The following is a 20,927-nucleotide window of genomic DNA, read 5'->3' as shown; positions in this document are numbered from 1 at the left end:
TTTCTTGTCTAAGCTTTAACTCGAATTTATCATTAAATTTGTAGTTTGACAACCGTCAATTTTTTGACGACTATTTAAATTTGTGGTGGCAATGGGGTCACCACTCGGAAACGGGGAAGAATCATGAAGCAGTTCACGCAGAAGAATTATCCCGCACTGATCGCTTGGATCGTGATCGTGGCAGTTGCCATCATTGCCATGCCTAACGTCTCTCAGCTCGTGCGGGACAACGGCGCGGTCAAGTTGCCGAACAACGTGCAAAGCCAAGTGGCGACACGCATCGAAAAACAGGCCAACGGGAACAAAGCGGTTCGCACCTACACTGCAGTTTTCAGCAACGGTGACAAGAAGCTGTCTCAGGCGCAATCTCACCGGATCGCCACGCAGCTGACCGAACTGAAAGACGAATCCGGCTTGAACATCGAAAAGGTGATGGGGCCAAGCGACAACGCTGAAACCAAAAAGCAGCTGATCGCCAAAGACGGCACCACCCAGCTAGCGCAGATCACCGTCAAACAAAACGGCCAGATCTCCAGCCAAGTCAAAAAGCTGCGCAATCAGCTCAAACTTAACGGTATCGATACGTATATCACCGGTGCTGACGCGTTGAACGATGACTTCACCACGGTCACCGAACGTGGCATCCAAAAAACTGAGCTGATCGCGGTGGTCTTCATTTTCATCGTGTTGATCCTCGTGTTCCGGTCTCCGATCGTGCCGCTGATCTCACTGTTGAACGTCGGGGTGGCGTTCATCACCAGCTTGAGCATCGTTATGAACCTCGCCGCCCATCTGAACTTCCCGCTATCGAACTTCACCCAAGTCTTCTTGGTCATCGTGCTGTTCGGGATCGGGACGGATTACAACATTCTATTGTATGACTACTTCAAAGGCGAGTTGGCCAAAGGCGTGCCTGTCTTAGAAGCCACCCGCGCCACACGCAAACACGGAGGCCGCACGGTATTATATAGTGGGTTGTCAGTTTTGATCGGGTTCACCAGTCTTTGGTTGGCGAAGTTTTCCTTCTATCAAAGTGCGTCTGCGGTCGCCATCGGGGTCTTGGTCTTATTGCCAGTCCTGTTGACGCTGAACATGTTCTTCATGACCGCTTTGGGGCCGAAGATGTTTTGGCCGAGCAAAGTGGCAGACGGGCAAGGGTCTTCCAAGCTCTGGCACGGTCTTTCCCGCGCCGCCTTGGCTCAACCTGTCGTCGCCTTGGCTGTGATTTTTGCCATCGGGGTTCCGGCAGCACTCGGGTACGATTCCGAGTTGAACTTCAACAACGCAGATGAAGTGCCAAGTAGCTACCAATCCAAGGCCGGCTATGTCGTCATCCAGGATCATTTTCCTAAAGGCATGTCTGCACCGGCGACGATCTACATCAAGAGCGACACACCGCTCAATACGCAAGGCAAGCTGGCGGCGATCGACGACTTGACGCAATATCTGCAAAAAGAACCCGGCGTCAAAACCGTCGCGTCTGTCACCGAACCCGGCGGCAGCAAGATCGAGTCGATGTATCTCGGCGATCAGCTCAAGACGATCACGTCTGGCCTGAAGACTTCTAAAGCTGGTCTCGCCAAGATTCAAAAAGGACTCCAATCCGCTAACACACAACTATCTAACGCCAACTTATCGGGTAGCACTGCGCAAGTGCAAAAGCTCGCCGACGGCACCAGTGACTTGCAAGAAGGTGCAGAACAACTCAACAGTGGCGTGAAGACATACACTGCCGGCGTGGCTTCGGCCAACGCCGCGGCGCAACAGGTTGCTTCCGGTAACAGCACCTTGGCCGGTAGCACGCAAACGGCTGCCAATGGCGCCAACCAGGTCAACTCTGCGGCGCAACAAGTCGCAGCTGGCAGCAGCACCTTAGCTGGCAGCACGCAAACGGCTGCCAACGGCGCCAACCAGGTCAATTCCGCGGCGCAACAAGTCGCATCTGGTAGCAGCACCTTAGCTGGTAGCACGCAAACGGCTGCCAATGGCGCCAACCAGGTCAATTCCGCGGCGCAGCAAGTCGCTTCCGGTGCCAACCAGGTCAACGGGGCGACCCAAAAGGCGGCCAATGGTAGCAAGCAGTTAAACACCGCCGCCAACCAAATCGCCAGCGGCGCTAGCGCCGCCAGTTCTGCAGCCCAACAAGCCAGCGCCGGTGCGCAGTCGGCTAACTCGGCTGCCCAACAGGTCGCTTCTGGAAGCAACCAGCTGGCCAGTGCAGTCAGCGGTAGCAACGGTCTGCAAGCCAGCGTCAACAGTGTCTCTGGTGCGGTCAACGAACTGGCCACCAATGGCACGAAGGTCAGCGACGGCTTGACGCAACTCAATAGCCAAATGACCCAGTTGCAGTCGCAAGCCAGCCAACTGCTGGCTTTGCTGAAGCTGATCGATAGCGGGGATGCCGTAAAGGTGCAACAAGCCGCAACGGCATTGAAGCAACTCACCGACGGCGCCAACGCCTTGAGTTCCGGCATGTCCACCTTGAACACTCAGATGCCGAAGCTCAACTCCGGCGCAGGGGAATTGGCAACGAACCTTAACGCCTTGGCTGGCGGTGCAACGAAGCTTGCCGATGGCACGAACAGCTTAGCCACCGGTGCCGCGCAACTCGCCGCCGGTAACAAGACGCTGGCAGATTCGACCCAACAGCTCGCTAACGCCACCGGTTCCTTGGCAACGGGTGCCGGGCAACTGGCCTCAGGAACTGGCACTTTAGCCTCTGGCTCTAGTCAATTAGCAAACGGTACTGGCACTTTGGCTTCTGGACTTGGCGCGTTGAATTCAGGTGCAGGTCAGCTGGCAAGCGGTTCTGGTCAATTGGCAAACGGCACCGGCACTTTAGCTTCCGGGCTTGGCGCGCTGAATTCTGGCACAGGTCGGCTGGCAAGTGGTTCTGGTCAGTTGGCAAACGGCACCGGCACCTTAGCTTCCGGGCTTGGCGCGTTGAACTCAGGTGCCAGCAAGCTCGCCAATGGGTCCGGACAATTGGCTGCCGGCACCAACAAGCTGAACAGCTCCAGCGGCCAGCTGACGTCTGGCACCAACACCTTGGCCTCTGGCACCAGCCAGGTCAACGCCGGCGTTCAGCAGATGAACACGCAGCTCAAGGCGATGAGCGCCAAAGTTTCCGAGCTCGGCTCCGGGCTTGATCAAGCCGACAGCGGTTTGACGGCACTGGAAAAAGGCAACGATTCGATGAACGCCTATCTCACCGAGATGCAAAACTCGTACATGGGCAACGCCTTCTACCTCCCTAAGGCCTCGATCAAGAGCAAGGCCTTCAAGCCTGCAATCGACACTTACATGGCAGACGGCAAGAAGATCACGTCCATGACCGTTGTGTTCAAAGGTGATCCCAACTCAACGAAGGCTAACGCGCAGTTCAAGACGTTGGATACCGACTTGAATGCGAAAATCAAGCACAGCGCGCTGCGCAACAGCACGGTTGCCATCGGCGGCCAGACATCGCAAGATAACGACTTGCGCAAGCTGGCCAATGGCGACTTCCAACGCACCGCGACCATCATGATTATCGGCATCAGCATCGCCTTGATCATTGTCACTCAGTCGCTGTTGCAGCCGCTGACCATCATCGGTACTTTGGTCACCGCGTTCTTCGCTTCAATGAGCTTGACGCGCCTGATCTCGATCCACATGCTTGGTGACAACCTGTTGAGCTGGAACACGCCGTTCTTCACGTTCATTATGTTGATGGCGCTCGGGGTGGATTACAGCATCTTCTTGATGATCCGCTTCAAAGACAACAAGCTGGAACCCGACATCAAACAACGTATGCTGCAGGCGTCAACTACCATCGGGGCGGTCGTCATCAGCGCTGCGATCATCTTGAGCGGGACCTTTGCTGCCTTGATCCCATCTGGCGTCACCACCTTGATCCAAGTGGCGTTAGGCGTCATCATCGGTTTGGTGATCTTGGTCATCTTGTTGCCAATCGCGATGTCTGGTTTGATCAGCCTGAACGAATGGCACGAACACAAGGAACACGAAACCGTCAGCGACACCAGCAAGGACTGATCGCTGAACTAACGTCAACTCAAAAAGCGGGCCGCATTGCGGCTCGCTTTCTTGTTGCCGCCACCACGCCTGGGTAAGTTTTTGGCTTGCTTACTTATTTATTCTCATCAAAGGCGGTATACTGAAGTCATCATCTCTGAAAGGATGTCTACATTGACCCAAATTAAACTGATCGCCTCCGACCTCGACCACACACTGCTGACCGACGCAGGGGAGTTGCCACCGCATTTTCTCGACACGATCCGGCGCGTTCACGATGCCGGGATCCACTTTGTTGCTGCCAGCGGCCGGCCGCTGTACACGCTCAAGCCCATGTTTGAACCCGCCAAGGATTACCTCAGCCTGCTCGCTGAAAACGGGGCGGTGGTCATGCGCGACGGCGAGATCGTGCACACCCAATTCATCCCCAAAGCCGATTACGTCCACCTGATCCACTACACCCAAAACCAGGGACTAGGCGAACCGTTACTTTGTGCACTCGACACCGCCTATATCGGGGAGTCTGCAGCAGAACATGCGGATTTTCTCCGGCAGTTCTTCATGAAGCTGAAGATCGTGCCAGATCTCACCGCCTTGGATGTGCCGGTGGCAAAATACACCGTCTTCTTCCCTGGCAAAGACACTTACCGCGTGTTTGACGACGATTATGCCAAACCGTTGGCCGATGAATTTCACGTCACGATCGGTGGCGACTATTTCCTCGACATCATGCACAAAGCCGTTAACAAAGGCAGCTCGCTGAAGGCACTGGGCGCGCAGCTTGGCGTCAAGCCGGAAGAGATGGTTGTTTTTGGCGATAATCTCAACGACACCGAGATGCTCCAGATGGCCGGCCACAGCTTCATCGTTGAAGCCGCCCATGCCCGCTTGGAGCCTTACGCGACACGGATCGGCAGCAACGCCGATTATGCTGTCGCAGAAAAGATCATCTCGATTCTGGACAATGGAGGCGAGCTTTCATGACACGGATCGCAGTTTATTGTGGGGCTAATGTCGGCCAGCCTGAATACATCAACGCGGCCAAGGACTTAGGCAAATGGCTTGTTGCCAATAAATATAGCTTGGTTTACGGTGGCGGCGGTGTTGGGTTGATGAGCGTCTTGGCCAAAACGGTCTTACTTCTCGATGGCCGGGTGACCGGCGTGATGCCGCAAAACTTGTATGAGCGCGGTGCCAGCTTGCCCGAGTTGGAAGACCTGATCGTGGTGCCGGATATGGCGACGCGCAAGCAAGAAATGTTGCGCATGGCAGACGGCTGTATCGCCTTGCCAGGCGGTCCCGGGACGCTTGAAGAAATCGTCGAGGCGTATTCTTGGGCGCGTATCGGCGACAACGACGCGCCGTGCGCTTTTTATAACGTGAACGGGTATTGGGATCCGTTGGCGGCGATGTTTGACAAGATGGTCGAAAGCGGCTTTTTGACCGCTGAACACCGCAGCAAGTTGCTGTTCGCCAGCGACCTCGATGAGATCGGGGACTTTTTTGCCAGCTACACCCCGCCAACCATTCGCAAGTATTGATGCGCGTGGGTTGCCCCCCCTGCAAGCATTGACACGCCGGCATTAACTAGTATAATTAAAGTTAATATTCGGTGACGAGAGAATAAATCGGAGCGACTTCAGCGAGCGAGGAACAGTGCAAGCCTCACAACGCTTCCGAGCGGCATTCTTGAACCGTCCAATCAAGTGCAGGCCGTTGGGCTTGAAGTAGGGTGGAACCGCGCGCAAGCGTCCCTATGTCAATTATTGGCATAGTGGCGCTTTTTTTGTCACCGAAAAAATCTTCAGAGGAGAATTCGAATGACCACAAAGATGTCTGTGCAACAGATGATCCAAACGCTCCAGAAATTCTGGGGCGACAAAGGCTGCATGTTGATGCAGTCTTACGACACCGAAAAAGGGGCCGGCACCATGAGCCCTTACACGTTCTTGCGCGCCATCGGTCCAGAACCATGGGCGGCGGCGTATGTTGAACCTTCCCGGCGGCCAGCCGACGGGCGTTATGGTGAAAACCCCAACCGGCTTTACCAACACCACCAGTTTCAGGTGGTGATCAAGCCTTCACCTAAAGAAGTCCAAGAGTATTACTTAGACTCACTGCGGGCGCTTGGTATCGAACCGTTGGAACACGATATCCGCTTCGTCGAAGACAACTGGGAAAACCCATCGATGGGTTGTGCCGGTGTTGGTTGGGAAGTTTGGCTGGACGGCATGGAAGTCACCCAGTTCACCTATTTCCAAGTCGTTGGCGGCCTGGAAGTTTCCCCGGTCACCTCTGAAATCACTTACGGGGTCGAACGCCTCGCCAGCTACATCCAAGACGTCAATAACGTTTTCGACCTCGAATGGGGCGACGGCGTGTTGTACGGCGATATTTTCAAAGAACCTGAATACGAACACAGCAAGTACTCTTTTGAAGAATCCAACCAAGAGATGCTACTACAGTTCTTCGACGCCTATGAAAAAGAAGCCTGGCGCCTGATGGATCTCGGCCTCGTGCACCCGGCCTATGATTACATCTTGAAGTGCAGCCACACCTTCAACCTGCTTGATGCCCGCGGTGTTGTGTCTGTCACCGAACGGGCCGGCTATCTCAGCCGGATCCGCAAGATGGCCCACAAAGTAGCCCGTGCATTCGTTGCAGAGCGCAAGAAGCTCGGCTTCCCGTTGCTCGCTCACCAGCAGGAGGAAGAAAAATAATGGCAAATTATCTCTTAGAAATCGGCCTCGAAGACATGCCGGCGCATGTCGTCACCCCAAGCGTGAAGCAGTTCGCCCAAAAAACGGCCAAGTACCTCAAAGAAAATCATCTCGACTATGACCAGATCACCCAGCTCGCGACGCCGCGGCGTTTGACGCTTTACATCACAGGCCTCGCTGACAAGCAAGCCGATGTTGAAGAAGACGTCAAAGGCCCTGCCAAAAAGATCGCCCAAGACGCAGATGGCAACTGGAGTAAAGCCGCCATCGGGTTCACTCGTGGCCAAGGCATGACCGTCGATGACATCGAGTTTCGCCAGCTCAAAGGCGTTGACTACGTCTACCTGCACAAAGCGATCAAAGGCAAGCCTGCCCAAGAAATTTTGGCGGGCTTGATCGACGTCGTGAAGTCACTGACGTTCCCGACGCGCATGAAGTGGGGGAACTACGACTTCGAATATATCCGCCCGATTCATTGGATCGTTTCCTTATTAGATGGCGAAGTCGTACCGATGCAGTTGCTCGACGTCACTGCCGGCCGCACTACCCAAGGCCATCGTTTCTTGGGCAAGGCCGTTGATTTGGCAGACGCCAGCGATTACGTCGAAGCCTTGCGCGCGCAAAAGGTGATCGTGACGCCTCAAGAACGCAAGCAATTGATCTCGACCCAGATCGCGCAAATCGCCAAGGACAACGACTGGACGATCGATCTCGACGCTGACTTGCTCGAAGAGGTCAACAACTTAGTCGAATGGCCGACCGCTTTTGCCGGACGCTTCGATGAAAAGTACCTCGACATTCCAGAAGCCGTGTTGATCACGTCGATGAAAGACAACCAGCGCTACTTCTATGCCCGCGATGCGGCAGGTAAGATGGTCAACGCGTTCATCGGGGTCCGCAACGGCAACAGCGACCACCTCGACAATGTCATTGCCGGCAACGTCAAGGTGTTGACCGCGCGTTTAGAAGACGCCGCCTTCTTCTACGCCGAAGACCAGAAGAAGTCCATCGCCGACTTCACCAAGCGTCTGGAAACCGTCAGCTTCCACGACAAGATCGGTTCCATGGCCGCCAAGATGGCCCGCACCAAGACGATCGCTAATTTGTTGGCAGATAAGTTTGGGCTCGCTGCTGAAGACAAGCAGGCCGTTCTTCGTGCCGCTGAGATCTACAAGTTCGATCTGGTTTCTGCAATGGTCGGCGAATTTGCGGAATTGCAAGGTACGATGGGTGAAGTCTACGCTCGCCTTGCTGGGGAAACGCCTGCCGTCGCCCAAGCGATCCGCGAACACTACATGCCAATCTCTGCTGAAGGCGATCTGCCAGCCAGCACCGCCGGCACCTTGCTGGCCTTGGCTGACAAGCTCGAATCACTGATGAGCTTCTTCGCCGTTGATTTGATCCCAAGCGGTTCCAACGACCCGTATGCCTTGCGTCGTCAGGCCTATGGTATCGTGCGGATGCTTGCTGCCCACCATTACAGCTTGGCAATCGATGACATCCAACAGGCGATCGTTGACGCCTTCAAGGCCAACGATCAGCTCGCTGATCTGGATTTCACCAAGAATGCGAACGCGTTGAGTGACTTCATGCGCGATCGGGTCAACCAATACCTTGCCGGCCAAAAGGTGCGCCACGATATCGTCGACGCCGTTGCCGCCGCACCAAAGGTCAACGTCGCGGCGATGATCGATTCCGCCGCCATCCTCGGCGCCCACACCGAAGATGCCGACTTCAAGGCGGTCATCGAAGCGCTCGGGCGGGTGACCCGCATCGCAGACAAGACCCCAGAAGTCGGCCCGGTCGACCCGAAGCTGTTTGAAAACGCCAGCGAAGGCGCCTTACACACCGCCGCCGTTGCTGTCGCTGTGGGCTTCGACGACCAACCAAGCGACGCTAACTATCAGGCCTTGGCAGGCCTGACCGACGTCATCACCGACTACTTCACGGAAACGATGATCATGGCCGAGGATCCGGCCGTGCGGACCAACCGCCTGCGCGAGCTGACTAACCTGGCGATGTTGATCCATCAGTTTGGTGACGTCGCCAGCGTCATCGTCAAATAGCCTTATCGAGCTTGTCAGTCGTTGCGTTTGATCAAGACTTGCAAGTTCGTTGGGGATGCCTTATACTATAGGTTGCAGTATTCTGCTATGAATCGTTAACGAAAGTCGCATTTCACCTCGAAGTGCGACTTTTTACCGCTATCGGTTGGTGAGGAGGTGTGGCAAAATGGCAGGGATGATTCCAGAAGAAACCGTCACGCAGATCCGCTCGGCCGTGAACATCGCCGATTATGTCGGCCAGGTCGTCGCCTTGCACAAGGCGGGCCAAAATCTGTTTGGAATCTGTCCCTTCCACGCAGAGGATACCCCATCATTTTCGGTCAATGAGTCCAAGCAGATCTTCAAGTGCTTCTCGTGTGGGCGCGGCGGCAACGTGTTCACCTTTGTCATGGATTACGACAAGGTCTCGTTTCCAGAAGCGGTCGCCAAGGTCGCCGAGTTCGCGCATATCCCGTTAAACATCCAGCTACCAAGCTCTCGGCCGCCGGAAGATCCGGCCAAGGCCAAGCAAAAAGAGCTGTTGCGCAAGATCACGGACATGTGCCACCACATTCTGGTCAACACCGAAAGTGGCGAGCCCGCACTGGCGTATTTGCAACAGCGCGGCTTGACGGAAGAAACCATCGCCCATTTTGACATCGGCTACGCGCCAAGCGGCCGCACGCTGATGCGCACGTTCTTGACGAACCAAGGATTCGATTACGCCACCCAGCGGACCAGCGGCTTGTTCGTCGAAGACGAGCAAGGTACCTTGTTCGACCGGTTCAACGACCGGGTGATGTTCCCGCTGAAAGACGAATATGGGGACGTGATCGGCTTTTCCGGCCGCGTCTTGACCGCCGGGCACCAGCAGGCAAAGTACCTGAACAGTCCAGAAACCAGTCTTTTCAACAAGCGCGATGTCTTGTTCAACCTTGACGTCGCCAAAAGCGAGTTCCGCCAATACGGGTCCGCCATCTTGTTTGAAGGGTTCATGGATGTCATCTCGGCTTATCAAGCCGGGGTGCCGGTGGGGATCGCGTCGATGGGCACCAGCCTCACGCAGGAACAAGTCGGGATCATCACGCACCATACGCGGCAGCTGACCATCTGCTACGACGGCGACGCCCCTGGCCAAAAGGCCACTGAGCGGGCGTTGGCGCTAGTTGCCAACCACCCGCGTCTGGAAACCAACGTCGTGGTGCTTCCTGATGGCAACGACCCGGACGAATTCATCAAAGCCCATGGTGCTGATGCCTTCGCCAAGCAAGTCCAGAAGGTACTGACGCCCACCGCGTTTCAGCTACATTATCTCGCCCAAGATCGCGATATGACCAACGACCACGACAAACTGGCATACATCGACACGGCGCTGGCTGCCATTGCCAAAACGGCACAAGGCGCGACTCAGGCGGTGTATCTCCAGCAAGTCAGTGACACCACTGGGGTTCCTGTGGCGGATCTGCGGTTGTCGTTGCCGACTCAGACGGCGCCAGGGCCTGCGATTCCGCCGCCAGACGAGCCACCACCGATGCCGGTTGAAGGGTTTCAAGACGCTCCGCCGGCGCCGGTGCAATACGACAAGTTCGAACGCGCAGAGCGAACACTGCTGGCATATGTCTGGAAAGAACCGTTTGTGGCGCGCGAATTGCACAACCGCGACTTTCAATTTTTCCATGAACAATACCAGTCGTTGTTTGATGCGTGGCTGACGTACGCGCAGGCGGCGGAGCAGCCGACGTTTGCCGGCTACCTCGATGACCTGCCACAACCACTGGTCAGCTTGGCTACTGACATTTCGATGCTTGATCTGCCAGAGGCGCAAGACGAGCTGATCAGCGACTTGATCGCAACCGTGGCTGCCGAAAGCACCCATCAACGGCTACAAAAACTCAAGCAGGACTTGCGCCAGGCCCAACAGCTTGGCGACAAAGCGGGGGCGACCCAGTTAGGCGTGCAATATATTGAACTGTTGCGCACTTATAAGACCAACAGTAACGTTGAGTAGGCATTTTGCCGAAACAAGGAGGAACATTAATGGCTGAAAAGACGACCAAAACAGAGCCAAAATATGATGCTGCGGTGAAGAAGATCCTTAAGGACTACAAGAAGGAAAAACAGATCACCAACGCCGATCTGTACGCTAAAGTCGTCAAGCCGTATGGTTTGCGAAGTGAAGCGCTCGACGAGTTGATGCAACGTCTCGAAGACGCCGGGATCTCGGTTGTCGACGAAAACGGCGAACCAACCGCACGCTCGCTGAAAAACACCAAGGCCGTTACCAAAAAGGAAATGAAAGATCTCACCGCCCCAAGCGGCGTTAAGATCAACGATCCGGTGCGGATGTATCTTAAAGAGATCGGCCGCGTTAACTTGTTGACCGCGGATGAAGAAGTGGCTTTGGCCTTGAAGATCGAAGAAGGCGACCAAGAAGCCAAGCAACGTCTCGCTGAAGCCAACTTGCGGCTGGTGGTTTCCATCGCCAAGCGCTATGTTGGGCGGGGGATGCAGTTCCTCGACTTGATTCAAGAAGGGAACATGGGCCTGATGAAGGCGGTCGAAAAGTTCGACTACCGCAAGGGCTTTAAGTTCTCCACCTATGCGACCTGGTGGATCCGGCAGGCCATTACCCGTGCGATTGCTGACCAGGCGCGGACGATCCGGATTCCGGTCCACATGGTTGAAACCATCAACAAGCTGATCCGGATCCAGCGGCAGCTACTTCAAGACCTTGGCCGCGAACCAACGCCTGAAGAAATTGGTGCCGAAATGGACATGCCAACGGAGAAGGTGCGTGAGATTTTGAAGATCGCGCAAGAACCAGTATCCCTGGAAACGCCAATCGGCGAAGAGGATGACAGCCATCTCGGTGACTTCATCGAAGACCAAGACGCCACCAGCCCAGAAGACCATGCCAGCTACGAATTGCTCAAAGAGCAGCTCGAATCTGTCTTGGACACGCTGACTGATCGGGAAGAAAACGTCTTGCGTCTGCGCTTCGGCCTAGACGACGGCCGCACCCGCACCCTCGAAGAAGTGGGTAAGGTCTTCGGCGTCACCCGTGAGCGTATTCGTCAGATCGAAGCCAAGGCGCTGCGCAAGCTCCGCCATCCAAGCCGCTCCAAGCAGCTTAAAGACTTCCTCGAATAATTCATTTCTTCGGCTGAGTTAACCAATCTCAGCCCACACATAAGCGCCAGTATCGCCCGCCCTGAAAAGAGCCGCGATACTGGCGCTTTTTGTGTCTCCCAGCGGATCGAGTTGTTATTGTTTGCACTTGCCGATTTCCTCAACCAATATCAATTGTTATCGCGGTAATTCCTAATCAGTAGGCACAAAAGACTGATAGACCAATTTAAAAAAAATTTTGCTAAAACGCTTGCATTATTTTAGCTGTGGTGTTATATTATTGGAGAATTCATCGTGTTCTCGTGAAGCGGCACTGCAGGGTCGCTTGCTTCCATGGGGGCGTACTGGATCGGGTTCGCCGGCTTCCCTGGCCGGGATCCTACTACCCAGAGCGCACGCGCCATGAAGCTGCGTGACCACACCGCGGCAAGGACAGGGTAATCGAACGCACCAATTACCACCACAAGGGAAAATCGAATAGACACGGTAAGCCAGCTAAAAAGACGCGTTTTGGATCCTCAAAACGCGTCTTTGTCGTGGGCAAAAAATCATCGTTTGCTTGCCAATCATTGATGCAACAGGCGCCATGTGCTACGCTTATGCTTATGACGAAAGGAGGAGAAGCTTATCATGACATTTGAAGCAATTTTACCGCGCCTTAAAGCCGGCGCCAAAGCGGTGCGCGGCGGCTGGGGCGGCGGCGAAGAATACATTAAGCTGGTCGGTGACCAACATTACGACGGCATCGCCATCACGCCGTTTTTCCTCATCAAGGTCGCAGGCGAAACCGATTATAGCATCTGGGAACCGACCGGCTGTGACGCCTTGGCCGATGACTGGCGCGAAGTCCAATGACATTTGCAAGCGTGAAGGTGGCCGTGACCGGTGCCGCCTCCGGGATCGGGCGCGCCCAGGCAGCCGCGTTTGTTGCCGCCGGCGCCCAGGTGCTGGCGGTGGATCAAGCCGCGTTTGACATTGACGGCGCAGCTTGCCTGCAAGCCGACGTCACCCAGGCACAAACGGCGGCGACAATCGCGGCGTTTGCCCCGGCGATCGTCTGCAACACCGCTGGGGTCTTAGATGGCTATCAGCCGGTGCTGGAAACGTCGCTGGCGAGTTGGCAACACATCTTAGATGTCGATCTGACCAGCCAGTTTCGTGTGATCCAAGCGGTGTTGCCGGAGATGTTGCGGCAAAAACACGGCGTCTTCGTCAACATGTCGTCGATCGCCGGGCTGGTCGGTGGTGGCGGCGGGATCGCCTATACCGCCGCCAAACACGCGGTGATCGGGATGACCAAACAGCTCGATCTGGATTACGCCGCTTCTGGGATCCGCGCCAACGCCATTGCGCCAGGGGCGATCGACACGCCGATGAACGCCGCCGATTTTGCCGGTGACGGGCACATGGCCGCTTGGGTCGCCGACCAAACGCCGGCCAAACGCTGGGCGAAACCAGAAGAAGTCGCGCAGCTGACCTTGTTTTTGGCCAGCGATGCGGCCGATTATATTCACGGCACCGTCGTCCCGATCGACGGCGGCTGGCTGGAAAAATAAACTGAATGAGCAACGCGCTCACTGCGACACTTAGAATCCTTTGGTCGCAGTTATCACTAACCGCAGGGTTACAAAGGAGAAAATATGCAAACCATTACACATACACACAGTTCACTGCTGAAACTGACTCAAATCGCGATCATCGCCGGCATCTACGTCGTCTTGACCGTGGTGTTCGCCCCGTTGTCTTATGGCGTCGTGCAGGTCAGGTTTTCTGAGATGCTCAACTACACCGCGTTATTCAAGAAGCGGTACCTCTGGGCAGTGACACTGGGTGTTTTTATTGCCAATTTATTCAGTCCGACCTGGCTGATCGATGTGCCGGTCGGGACGATCGGCACGCTGGTGTTCTTGCTGTTAAGCCGCTGGTTGGCTGGCAAAACCGACCGCCTGTGGCTGAAGTTTCTGATCACCGGCGTCTTGTTCACCTTGTCGATGTTCACCGTCGCGGGCCAATTGACGATCGTCAACCACATCCCATTTTGGCCAAGCTACGCGACTATCGCGCTGGGCGAGGCGATCTCGATGGGCGTCGGCGCGATCTTGATGCGCGGCGTCTTGGCGGTGTTACCGCTGGATAAATAACCGTCTTGATCAAACGCCTTTACCCCACGATTTGGGGCAAAGGCGTTTTTTCGTCTGCGGTTCAAAATGCCCAGGGTTCGTGTATACTGAGACTAGAACAATATAAAGGAGCAACATCATGAGCATTCATCTATCCAAACGTTTGGCGCGCATCGCCAGTTTTGTGGAACCCCAAGCGCGTATCGCTGACATTGGCACGGACCACGCCTACATTCCCATCGCGTTGGCGCAAGCCGGCACCATCGATTTTGCCGTCGCCTCTGACATCGGCGCCGGGCCTTGCGCCATTGCGCGCACCAACATCAAAAACGCCGGCTTGAGCGACAAGATCGTCGTCCGCCAAGCAGACGGGCTGGCCGGGTTACGTCTTGAAGACGGCCTCGACACGATCATCATCGCCGGCATGGGCGGGCAGCTGATGATTGAGATCCTCGAAGCCGGCCTGGAACGTTTAGATGGCACGGAAAGCCTGATCTTAGAGCCTAACCGCGACGACTACGCTGTGCGTAGCTGGCTGGCCGAACACGAATTTGGGATCCTCGATGAGGCCTTGATCGAAGACGACGGCCATGTCTATCCGATCATCGTCGCCGGCCAAACCAGGCCTGAGGTACCTTATACCCAAGCCGATCTGATCCTCGGGCCGGTCCTTCGCAAAGAACGCAGTGCCTTGTTCTTGCAAGAACTGCAGCGGGCGATCAAGACGACCAAGCAAGTGCTCGCTGGTCTGCAACAAGCCAGCACCACGCCGAGTGCTAAGATCGACGCCGAGACAGCACGCTTGACGCTGCTGGAAAAGGAGGCTCATGATGCCTAAAGGCAAAGAGCTCATCGAACGCTTCGAGCAGTTTGCCCCGAAGGCGTTGGCGGTGCCAGGCGACCCGATCGGGATCCAGCTGGGCGATCCAACACGTGAGGTCAAACGCGTCTTGGTCACCCTCGACGTCCGGCCGGAAGTCGTCCAAGAGGCGATCGCCATGCATGCGGACATGATCTTTGCCCACCATCCTGCGATGTTTCGCCCGGTCGCCAACCTCGACCTGCGTGATCCGCAAAAATTGATGTATGCGACCTGTCTGCGGCACGATCTGTTGGTTTACGCCGCGCACACCAATCTCGATCGCGTTGCCGGCGGTATGAACGACTGGCTGGCGGCCGCCTTGGCACTGAAACACGTGCGGCCGTTTATCGAAGCAGGCGACGAGGCCGGCATGGGGCGTGTCGGGGAACTGCCGGCGGCGATGCCGCTGGCGGATTTTGTCGCCATCGTTAAGCAGGCCTTCCAGGTGCCCGGTTTGCGCGTCGTCGCCAACGACTTGACGCGGCCAATCAAAACCGTTGCGGTTTTAGGCGGCGATGGCGGGAAGTTTTATCTCGACGCGCAAGCCGCCGGCGCCGACGTCTATATCACCGGGGATGTCTACTACCACACCGGCCACGACATGCTGGCCCACGACATGCCGGTGATCGATCCCGGCCACCACATTGAAAGCATCATGAAGGCCAACGTCCAGGCGTTGCTTCAAGACTGGGCAGATGAAGCCGGTTGGCAACTGCAAGTCAGCGCGTCACAGCTGAATACAGATCCTTACCGGTTCATGTAGTCACGATCACCCAGCGAGGCTGAGACACAAGTGGTTTTAGCCAATAACGCAAACAGCTCTGCATCACGATTCATCCTTTGAATCGCGGTGCAGAGCTGTTTGTGTTTAGCGTTGCTTTATAAATTAGCGTCGGTGTTGAAGTTCAGCGGCGACAGGTCGGTGCTGTCGACAAGTAGTTGCATGGTGAACTGCTGCCAGGCTTCTTTGGCGATAGCGGCGTTGGCGGCACTGGCCGTGGTCGCCAGGCCGCCCAGCGCGTGGGCATCTAAGCCGACACTGGCGGCGTCAGCCTGAGCGATGCTGGCCAAGAGCTTGGCGTGGGTACTTTGTTGAACGGCATCGAGGGCTTTGGCGAATTTGTTGAAGTGCGCGTCAACCAGCACGCTGGCCAGTTTATATTGCCAATAAGCCGAATCTAGGCTCGCCGGCAGCTCGCCGCGACTGTAGTCTGCCGGAAACTCCCGGGCCCCGGCGAAAAACGGCACGAACTGGCTTTCGGCGGCCACGCCCATGGCCAACCAGTGGATGTCGGCGATCTGCTTGGGCAACGCTGGCCGCAGCTGGAGGACATGTGCTTCTTGGGTGCGCGCCAGACTGATCGGGCGATACCGGTGGGCGTCAGGTGTCTGCATGCCGGTGGGATCGTAAGGCGTTTCTTGATAATGGCTGCTCAACACGGCAAACGCCTGATCGACAGCCAACAGGTGATCTGGTTTCAAACAAAACGGCAGATCTGACGCTTCTGGGTCGGCCTGGCGACTCGGGGTCAAACGCCGCTGGCCATCCCAGACCCGCGGGGTGTTGTAGGTACGATCAGACGCGCTGTCGGTGCCAAAGATCTCGCGAAAGTTGAACGGTGTGTGCGGCTGCCACAGGTGGTGGCTAGCGGCAAAGTCGCGCAGGTCTGCGCTGAACATGAAGTCGTCGCTGTCAAAATCCACGACCTGAATCGCCAGCTGATTGGCGACGACGGCATAGCTGTCATCGGGAATGCGTTGGGCGACCCAGCGGTGGCCGGTGGCGATCTCCATGTACCACGCTTCGTCGTGATCGGCAAACAACACGCCGTTGGCTTCGCCGGTGCCGGCGTTTTCCACGATTTCTCCCAGCCGCCGGACGCCTTCACGGGCCGAGGTGATGAATGGCAGCACCACAGACACCATCGCTTCTTCGAGAATGCCATCTTCGACAAACGGATCGTAAGCCTGAACCCGAGCGTTGGCATAGGCGCTTTCGGTGGCGCTCATGGCGACGCCTGCGCTGTTGATGCCGGCTTCTTCAAACACCCCAAAACGATCCGTCCATTCCGGGGTTGCGGTGTAGGACAAAGCGTTGGCTGGCAGTGTGAGTGTGAAGCCGTTGTCCTTAGAGGTGAAGGTTTGCGCAGCGGCGACGGCCGGGCGAACCACGAGGTGTTTGGGCCAGGCCGCCTTGGCGTCTTCGTTGCGGCCGATCATCACCGACCCGTCGGTGCTCGCGTTTTTCCCAATCAAGATGCTGGTACATGAACTGCGTGTTTGCATAAAAGCCCTCCTTTTCCATTAAATATTATACCCTTATAGAACACAGGTAGGAACATGTGCTAAAATAACGTCATACAAGTCATTTGCCGTCAGGATGAGTTGCTCATGCCATTAGTACACATTGATTTGATCGAAGGGCGTTCGCGCGAACAGTTGCGGGCAATGGTGGCCGATGTCACCGAAGCCATCGCCAAAAACACAGGCGCCCCCAAGGAACATATCCACGTGGTGCTCAACGAAATGCAAAAGGAACATTATGCCGTCGGTGGCGTGCTTAAAGCCGACGAATAGAGGAGGCATGGCTTATGGCCACAGAAACTGATCCGCAGTACTACGAGAAGATGAAAACCGAGATCCTGGAAGCGCTCGAAACGGTCATCGATCCGGAACTCGGCATCGACTTGGTCAATCTGGGCTTGATTTACGGCGTCGATCTCGATGAGAATGGCAAGTGTGAAGTCGAAATGACGCTGACCACGATGGGGTGCCCGTTGACGGATATCTTAGATGAAGACATCCATCGCGCCTTGTTAGGCATCGATGGCATCAAGTCCGTCGAGATCCATTTGGTTTGGTATCCTGCATGGGGACCGGAACGTTTGAGCCGCTATGCCAAGATGGCATTGGGCATCCACTAAACCGCCACTTGGCGGTTTTTTCAATTCGTAGGAGAGGTTTATGGATTACTGGCAACGCCTGTTGGCAATGACTGCCGACATCGATCATCCCCAGATCCAACAACAAGTCGCGGCGATGACGCAGTTTCGTGCCAGCCTGCAGCATCACCAACTCCCGGAGCGCCCACTGATGCGGCTGGGGGTGACGCCGCAGGTTTATGCGGAGCTGTTGCTGGCCAAGCAACCCGAAGCCCGCATCCGCACCATCGATGCGTTGTTCCGGAATTTCCGGCAATACATCGCGTATCATTACGGGATGTGGTCGTTTGTCACCCAGTCGTTGTTTGCGACGTGGCAGGATCTTTTTGGCCAGCAGCGTTATTTGGAAGTTGCGGCCGGCAATGGCTACATCAGCGCCGGCTTGCGGCAAGCAGGCAACACCGTGATCACGACTGATCCGCTGACTTGGACCAGCGAAAACGTGACTGGGCGCACGCCGTTGGTGCCGATCACCGCTTTGACCGCCAATGCCGCGTTGTGGACTTACGGGGCCAGCGTTGATGCGGTGGTCATGGCGTGGAGTCCGGACAAGGATCTCAACGACGTGCACTTCCTTCATTTATTGCGACAACATTTTCCGCAGCTGGCTTGCTTTGTCATCGGCGAGCGGGCCGGGGCGACCAACAGCCGCTTGTTTTGGCAAGAAGCCCGGCTGGTGACGGACCGGCGGCTGTTGCCGCTCAACCGCGCCTTGCCACAATTTGATGCCATCAACGAGCGCATCTATCTCGTGCGCTAAAAGGAGGATGCCTTGAAAAGGTTACTGCTGATCGATTTACTCTGGGCTGGTTTGATCGTGCTGGCCTGTTTGACCTGGTCGGTGCATGATCAATCCGAATACGCCGACCGGCTGAATCATTACGGCCTGAGCGAATCCGCCTTGATCGTGAACACCAAAAGCAAGATGACTCCGGCCCAAGCCGCCGCCAAGCTTGCCGCTACCAAATTAGACAACATCCAAGTTCAGTTTCAGACCCGCAACCCGCAACCAACGGTGTATCTTTATGCCAAAGGCGATTACGCCAGCCTGCCTGTGACCGATGGGACCTGGTTTTCGGACAGCGATCTGCGGTCGCCGCTGTCGGTGGCGGTCGTCGGGCAGACCCAGGCCGAGCAACTCTACTCCGGAAGCAACCAGCGTTACCTGATGCAAAATCATAACTACATCCCGGTGCTTGGGGTCGTGGCGACACGCAAAGGCAGTCAGCTCAACCAAGCGCTGTTTCTCAATGCCAGCGCCGCCACTCGCGCCGCGGCGATCAGCGCGTTACGCGTCGTCGCTGACGGACAAGACATTGATACGCAAACGGCGGTGTTGAAAAAAACGCTGGGCGCGACCAGCACCAGTCCTTACACTTATGATTCTGGGAGTCAATCGCACAGCTGGTGGACCGAAAACTGGCAAACCGTGGTCTTCTCGACCCTCATCGCTATCGTGGCTTGGTTGCTTAGCCTGGTCGTGAGCCGCCTGGCCCCGCGGGCGGCAACAACCGGGCTGGACATCGCCATGACGCATGCCTTTGTGCGCGGTTGGTGGGGGCGGACGACCGCCCATGCCGTCGTCGCCGGCGCCATCGGGCTGGCCATCGGCTGGTGGTCGTTTTACCTCACCGACCACATCCAGTTGGTTGTTTTCTGCTTAGTGGCGTTGATGATCTACAGCACCGGCACCTATTACGGGTTGACCACACGTTTCCATCGGGAAGAAGGAGTAGCATAGATGCAATTTCCAGACGGCTTTGAAGCCAAGTACCAGACCCTTTTACAAGATGAAGCCGCCGCTTTTTTTGCCACCTACCATGAACCGGCGGCCAGCGGCTTCCGCACTAACCCGCTACGCAAGTCGCGCCCATTAAACCTCGAAGGCCCCGCGATCCCGTGGAGCCAGTGGGGACAATACGGCAAGGTGGCCGGCAACGACATCGACCACGTCTCGGGCTATGTCTACAGCCAAGAACCCAGTGCGCAATTTGTCGCCACGGTGTTGGCGCCAGAACCCGGCGAAACGGTCTTGGATCTGTGCGCGGCACCAGGCGGCAAGACGACCCACATCGCCAGCTTCATGAAAAACCGCGGCGTGATCGTCACCAACGAGATCAACCGCGGCCGGGCCAAGGTTTTGGCCAGCAACGTCGAGCGCTTCGGCATCACCAACGCCTTGGTAACCAACAACGATCCGGCCAGCCTGGCACTCGCCTGGCCAGAGGCGTTCGACCGCATCTTGGTCGACGCCCCGTGTTCTGGCGAAGGCATGTTCCGCAAAGACCCCGATGCTACCCAATATTGGACGCCGGATTATCCCGCTGAATGTGCGCGCCGCCAGCGCGAGATCCTCACTGAAGCTGTCAAAATGTTGCGCCCAGGCGGGGTACTGGTGTATTCGACGTGCACCTTCAGCCCAGAAGAAGACGAACAGATCGCCAGCTGGGCGCAACGCGAACTGCCGCTGACCTTAACCCCGATCGCCAAACACGACGGCATCGCGTCCGGTCGCCCAGAATGGGCCGACGGCGATCCCAGTGTCGCCATGTGTGCCCGCCTGTGGCCGCAAGCGCTTAAAGGTGAAGGCCATTTTGTTGCGTGCTTCCGCAAGGCCGGCGACCAAGAAGCGCATGTTAAGCCAGCTGCGATCAGCCGCCTGTCTGCCACCCAACGCCGAGATTTTGACGCCTTCGTCGCCGCCAGCCTGACCCAAGTGCCGGCAGGTAACTTGTCGGCGGTCAAAGACCAGTTGTTTGCCGTTCCTGTCGGTGCACCAGACTGGGCGAAGGTTCACCTCGTCCGCGCCGGGGTGCATGTGGGTACCTTCAAGAAAAACCGCTTTGAAGCCAGCCACAGCCTGGCCACAGCGTTGGCGCCGGAAGCGTTCCAAACCGTGGTCGAAGTGTCCGCAGACGAATATGTCCGCTATCGCCACGGTGAGTTGCTCCACCGCGATCTGCCGGGCAAACGGTATGTGTTGTTGACACACCAAGGCAAAGGGTTTGCACTGGGCAAGCTCGTTGCTGGCAGCATCAAGAATGTTTATCCCAAAGGCTTACGCGTCTAATCAAAAAATCCCGTTCAGACATTTT

Annotated in this window: 18 protein-coding genes; 17 read left to right on the top strand and 1 reads right to left on the bottom strand. The window is 56.4% G+C overall.

Annotation, left to right across the window (positions count from 1 at the left end):
* The first annotated feature begins 123 nt into the window (after positions 1–123).
* The 12 genes from ACYVRB_RS06600 (at position 124) to ACYVRB_RS06545 (ending at position 15,653) form a co-directional block, all read left to right on the top strand.
* Positions 124–4,035 carry an MMPL family transporter gene (locus ACYVRB_RS06600; protein ID WP_461214304.1) on the top strand — a complete coding sequence of 1,304 codons (3,912 nt, stop codon included), beginning with the start codon at positions 124–126 and terminating at the stop codon, positions 4,033–4,035.
* A gap of 153 nt (positions 4,036–4,188) precedes the next feature.
* On the top strand, positions 4,189–4,998 hold the full coding sequence (locus ACYVRB_RS06595; protein ID WP_461214303.1) for an HAD family hydrolase: 810 nt from the start codon (positions 4,189–4,191) through the stop codon (positions 4,996–4,998).
* Positions 4,995–5,555 carry an LOG family protein gene (locus tag ACYVRB_RS06590; RefSeq protein WP_461214302.1) on the top strand — a complete coding sequence of 187 codons (561 nt, stop codon included), beginning with the start codon at positions 4,995–4,997 and terminating at the stop codon, positions 5,553–5,555. Before ACYVRB_RS06595 ends, ACYVRB_RS06590 begins: the two co-directional genes overlap by 4 nt.
* A 279-nt stretch (positions 5,556–5,834) precedes the next feature.
* On the top strand, positions 5,835–6,734 hold the full coding sequence (glyQ, locus tag ACYVRB_RS06585) for a glycine--tRNA ligase subunit alpha (protein ID WP_461214301.1): 900 nt from the start codon (positions 5,835–5,837) through the stop codon (positions 6,732–6,734).
* Positions 6,731–8,800: a glycine--tRNA ligase subunit beta gene (gene glyS / locus ACYVRB_RS06580; RefSeq protein ID WP_461214326.1), complete on the top strand. Its 2,070-nt coding sequence runs from the start codon at positions 6,731–6,733 to the stop codon at positions 8,798–8,800. Before glyQ ends, glyS begins: the two co-directional genes overlap by 4 nt.
* Positions 8,801–8,975: 175 nt before the next feature.
* Positions 8,976–10,787 carry a DNA primase gene (gene dnaG, locus ACYVRB_RS06575; protein ID WP_461214325.1) on the top strand — a complete coding sequence of 604 codons (1,812 nt, stop codon included), beginning with the start codon at positions 8,976–8,978 and terminating at the stop codon, positions 10,785–10,787.
* Between the two features lie 29 nt (positions 10,788–10,816).
* Entirely contained in the window at positions 10,817–11,929 is a 1,113-nt protein-coding gene (rpoD, locus tag ACYVRB_RS06570) for an RNA polymerase sigma factor RpoD (RefSeq protein WP_461214300.1), read from the top strand.
* Positions 11,930–12,538: 609 nt separating this feature from the next.
* On the top strand, positions 12,539–12,763 hold the full coding sequence (locus ACYVRB_RS06565) for a DUF2829 domain-containing protein (RefSeq protein ID WP_461214299.1): 225 nt from the start codon (positions 12,539–12,541) through the stop codon (positions 12,761–12,763).
* Positions 12,760–13,464: a 3-oxoacyl-ACP reductase gene (locus ACYVRB_RS06560; protein ID WP_461214298.1), complete on the top strand. Its 705-nt coding sequence runs from the start codon at positions 12,760–12,762 to the stop codon at positions 13,462–13,464. Before ACYVRB_RS06565 ends, ACYVRB_RS06560 begins: the two co-directional genes overlap by 4 nt.
* Positions 13,465–13,548: 84 nt before the next feature.
* Positions 13,549–14,049: a QueT transporter family protein gene (locus ACYVRB_RS06555; RefSeq protein ID WP_461214297.1), complete on the top strand. Its 501-nt coding sequence runs from the start codon at positions 13,549–13,551 to the stop codon at positions 14,047–14,049.
* Between the two features lie 115 nt (positions 14,050–14,164).
* Positions 14,165–14,866 (top strand): tRNA (adenine(22)-N(1))-methyltransferase, encoded by a 702-nt coding sequence (locus ACYVRB_RS06550; RefSeq protein ID WP_461214324.1) that lies wholly within the window; start codon positions 14,165–14,167, stop codon positions 14,864–14,866.
* Positions 14,859–15,653, top strand: coding sequence for a Nif3-like dinuclear metal center hexameric protein (locus ACYVRB_RS06545; RefSeq protein ID WP_461214296.1), 795 nt, complete (start codon positions 14,859–14,861; stop codon positions 15,651–15,653). Before ACYVRB_RS06550 ends, ACYVRB_RS06545 begins: the two co-directional genes overlap by 8 nt.
* A 116-nt stretch (positions 15,654–15,769) precedes the next feature.
* Here the strand turns inward: ACYVRB_RS06545 and ACYVRB_RS06540 are convergent, their stop codons facing one another.
* Positions 15,770–17,176, bottom strand: coding sequence for a C69 family dipeptidase (locus ACYVRB_RS06540; protein ID WP_461214295.1), 1,407 nt, complete (start codon positions 17,174–17,176; stop codon positions 15,770–15,772).
* A gap of 105 nt (positions 17,177–17,281) precedes the next feature.
* On the opposite strand from ACYVRB_RS06540, the gene ACYVRB_RS06535 reads away from it, so the two are divergent.
* The 5 genes from ACYVRB_RS06535 to ACYVRB_RS06515 are packed head-to-tail and all read left to right on the top strand — an operon-like array spanning position 17,282 to position 20,902.
* Positions 17,282–17,467: a 2-hydroxymuconate tautomerase gene (locus ACYVRB_RS06535; RefSeq protein WP_461214294.1), complete on the top strand. Its 186-nt coding sequence runs from the start codon at positions 17,282–17,284 to the stop codon at positions 17,465–17,467.
* 14 nt (positions 17,468–17,481) lie between these two features.
* Positions 17,482–17,814, top strand: coding sequence for a metal-sulfur cluster assembly factor (locus tag ACYVRB_RS06530; RefSeq protein WP_461214293.1), 333 nt, complete (start codon positions 17,482–17,484; stop codon positions 17,812–17,814).
* A gap of 40 nt (positions 17,815–17,854) precedes the next feature.
* Complete coding sequence (locus tag ACYVRB_RS06525) at positions 17,855–18,592, top strand: SAM-dependent methyltransferase (RefSeq protein WP_461214292.1); 738 nt, start codon at positions 17,855–17,857, stop codon at positions 18,590–18,592.
* Positions 18,593–18,604: 12 nt separating this feature from the next.
* Entirely contained in the window at positions 18,605–19,573 is a 969-nt protein-coding gene (locus tag ACYVRB_RS06520; protein WP_461214291.1) for an ABC transporter permease, read from the top strand.
* The gene (locus tag ACYVRB_RS06515) at positions 19,574–20,902 is read left to right on the top strand and encodes an RsmF rRNA methyltransferase first C-terminal domain-containing protein (protein ID WP_461214290.1); all 1,329 of its coding nucleotides are present in this window, start codon (positions 19,574–19,576) and stop codon (positions 20,900–20,902) included.
* Positions 20,903–20,927: the final 25 nt, after the last annotated feature.

Source organism: Lacticaseibacillus boliensis (assembly GCF_054784775.1).
The sequence above is the reverse complement of the archived record's forward strand: the minus strand, read 5'-3'. Positions and strand labels throughout refer to the sequence as shown.

Bases quoted from the DNA above. Each gene is read 5' to 3' on its own strand.
- ACYVRB_RS06590 (WP_461214302.1), top strand. From the start codon at position 4,995: ATGACACGGATCGCAGTTTATTGTGGGGCTAATGTCGGCCAGCCTGAA.
- ACYVRB_RS06555 (WP_461214297.1), top strand. From the start codon at position 13,549: ATGCAAACCATTACACATACACACAGTTCACTGCTGAAACTGACTCAA.
- glyQ (WP_461214301.1), top strand. From the start codon at position 5,835: ATGACCACAAAGATGTCTGTGCAACAGATGATCCAAACGCTCCAGAAA.
- ACYVRB_RS06525 (WP_461214292.1), top strand. From the start codon at position 17,855: ATGGATTACTGGCAACGCCTGTTGGCAATGACTGCCGACATCGATCAT.
- ACYVRB_RS06515 (WP_461214290.1), top strand. From the start codon at position 19,574: ATGCAATTTCCAGACGGCTTTGAAGCCAAGTACCAGACCCTTTTACAA.
- rpoD (WP_461214300.1), top strand. From the start codon at position 10,817: ATGGCTGAAAAGACGACCAAAACAGAGCCAAAATATGATGCTGCGGTG.
- ACYVRB_RS06600 (WP_461214304.1), top strand. From the start codon at position 124: ATGAAGCAGTTCACGCAGAAGAATTATCCCGCACTGATCGCTTGGATC.
- ACYVRB_RS06560 (WP_461214298.1), top strand. From the start codon at position 12,760: ATGACATTTGCAAGCGTGAAGGTGGCCGTGACCGGTGCCGCCTCCGGG.
- dnaG (WP_461214325.1), top strand. From the start codon at position 8,976: ATGATTCCAGAAGAAACCGTCACGCAGATCCGCTCGGCCGTGAACATC.
- ACYVRB_RS06540 (WP_461214295.1), bottom strand. From the start codon at position 17,176: ATGCAAACACGCAGTTCATGTACCAGCATCTTGATTGGGAAAAACGCG.
- ACYVRB_RS06545 (WP_461214296.1), top strand. From the start codon at position 14,859: ATGCCTAAAGGCAAAGAGCTCATCGAACGCTTCGAGCAGTTTGCCCCG.
- ACYVRB_RS06530 (WP_461214293.1), top strand. From the start codon at position 17,482: ATGGCCACAGAAACTGATCCGCAGTACTACGAGAAGATGAAAACCGAG.
- ACYVRB_RS06565 (WP_461214299.1), top strand. From the start codon at position 12,539: ATGACATTTGAAGCAATTTTACCGCGCCTTAAAGCCGGCGCCAAAGCG.
- ACYVRB_RS06535 (WP_461214294.1), top strand. From the start codon at position 17,282: ATGCCATTAGTACACATTGATTTGATCGAAGGGCGTTCGCGCGAACAG.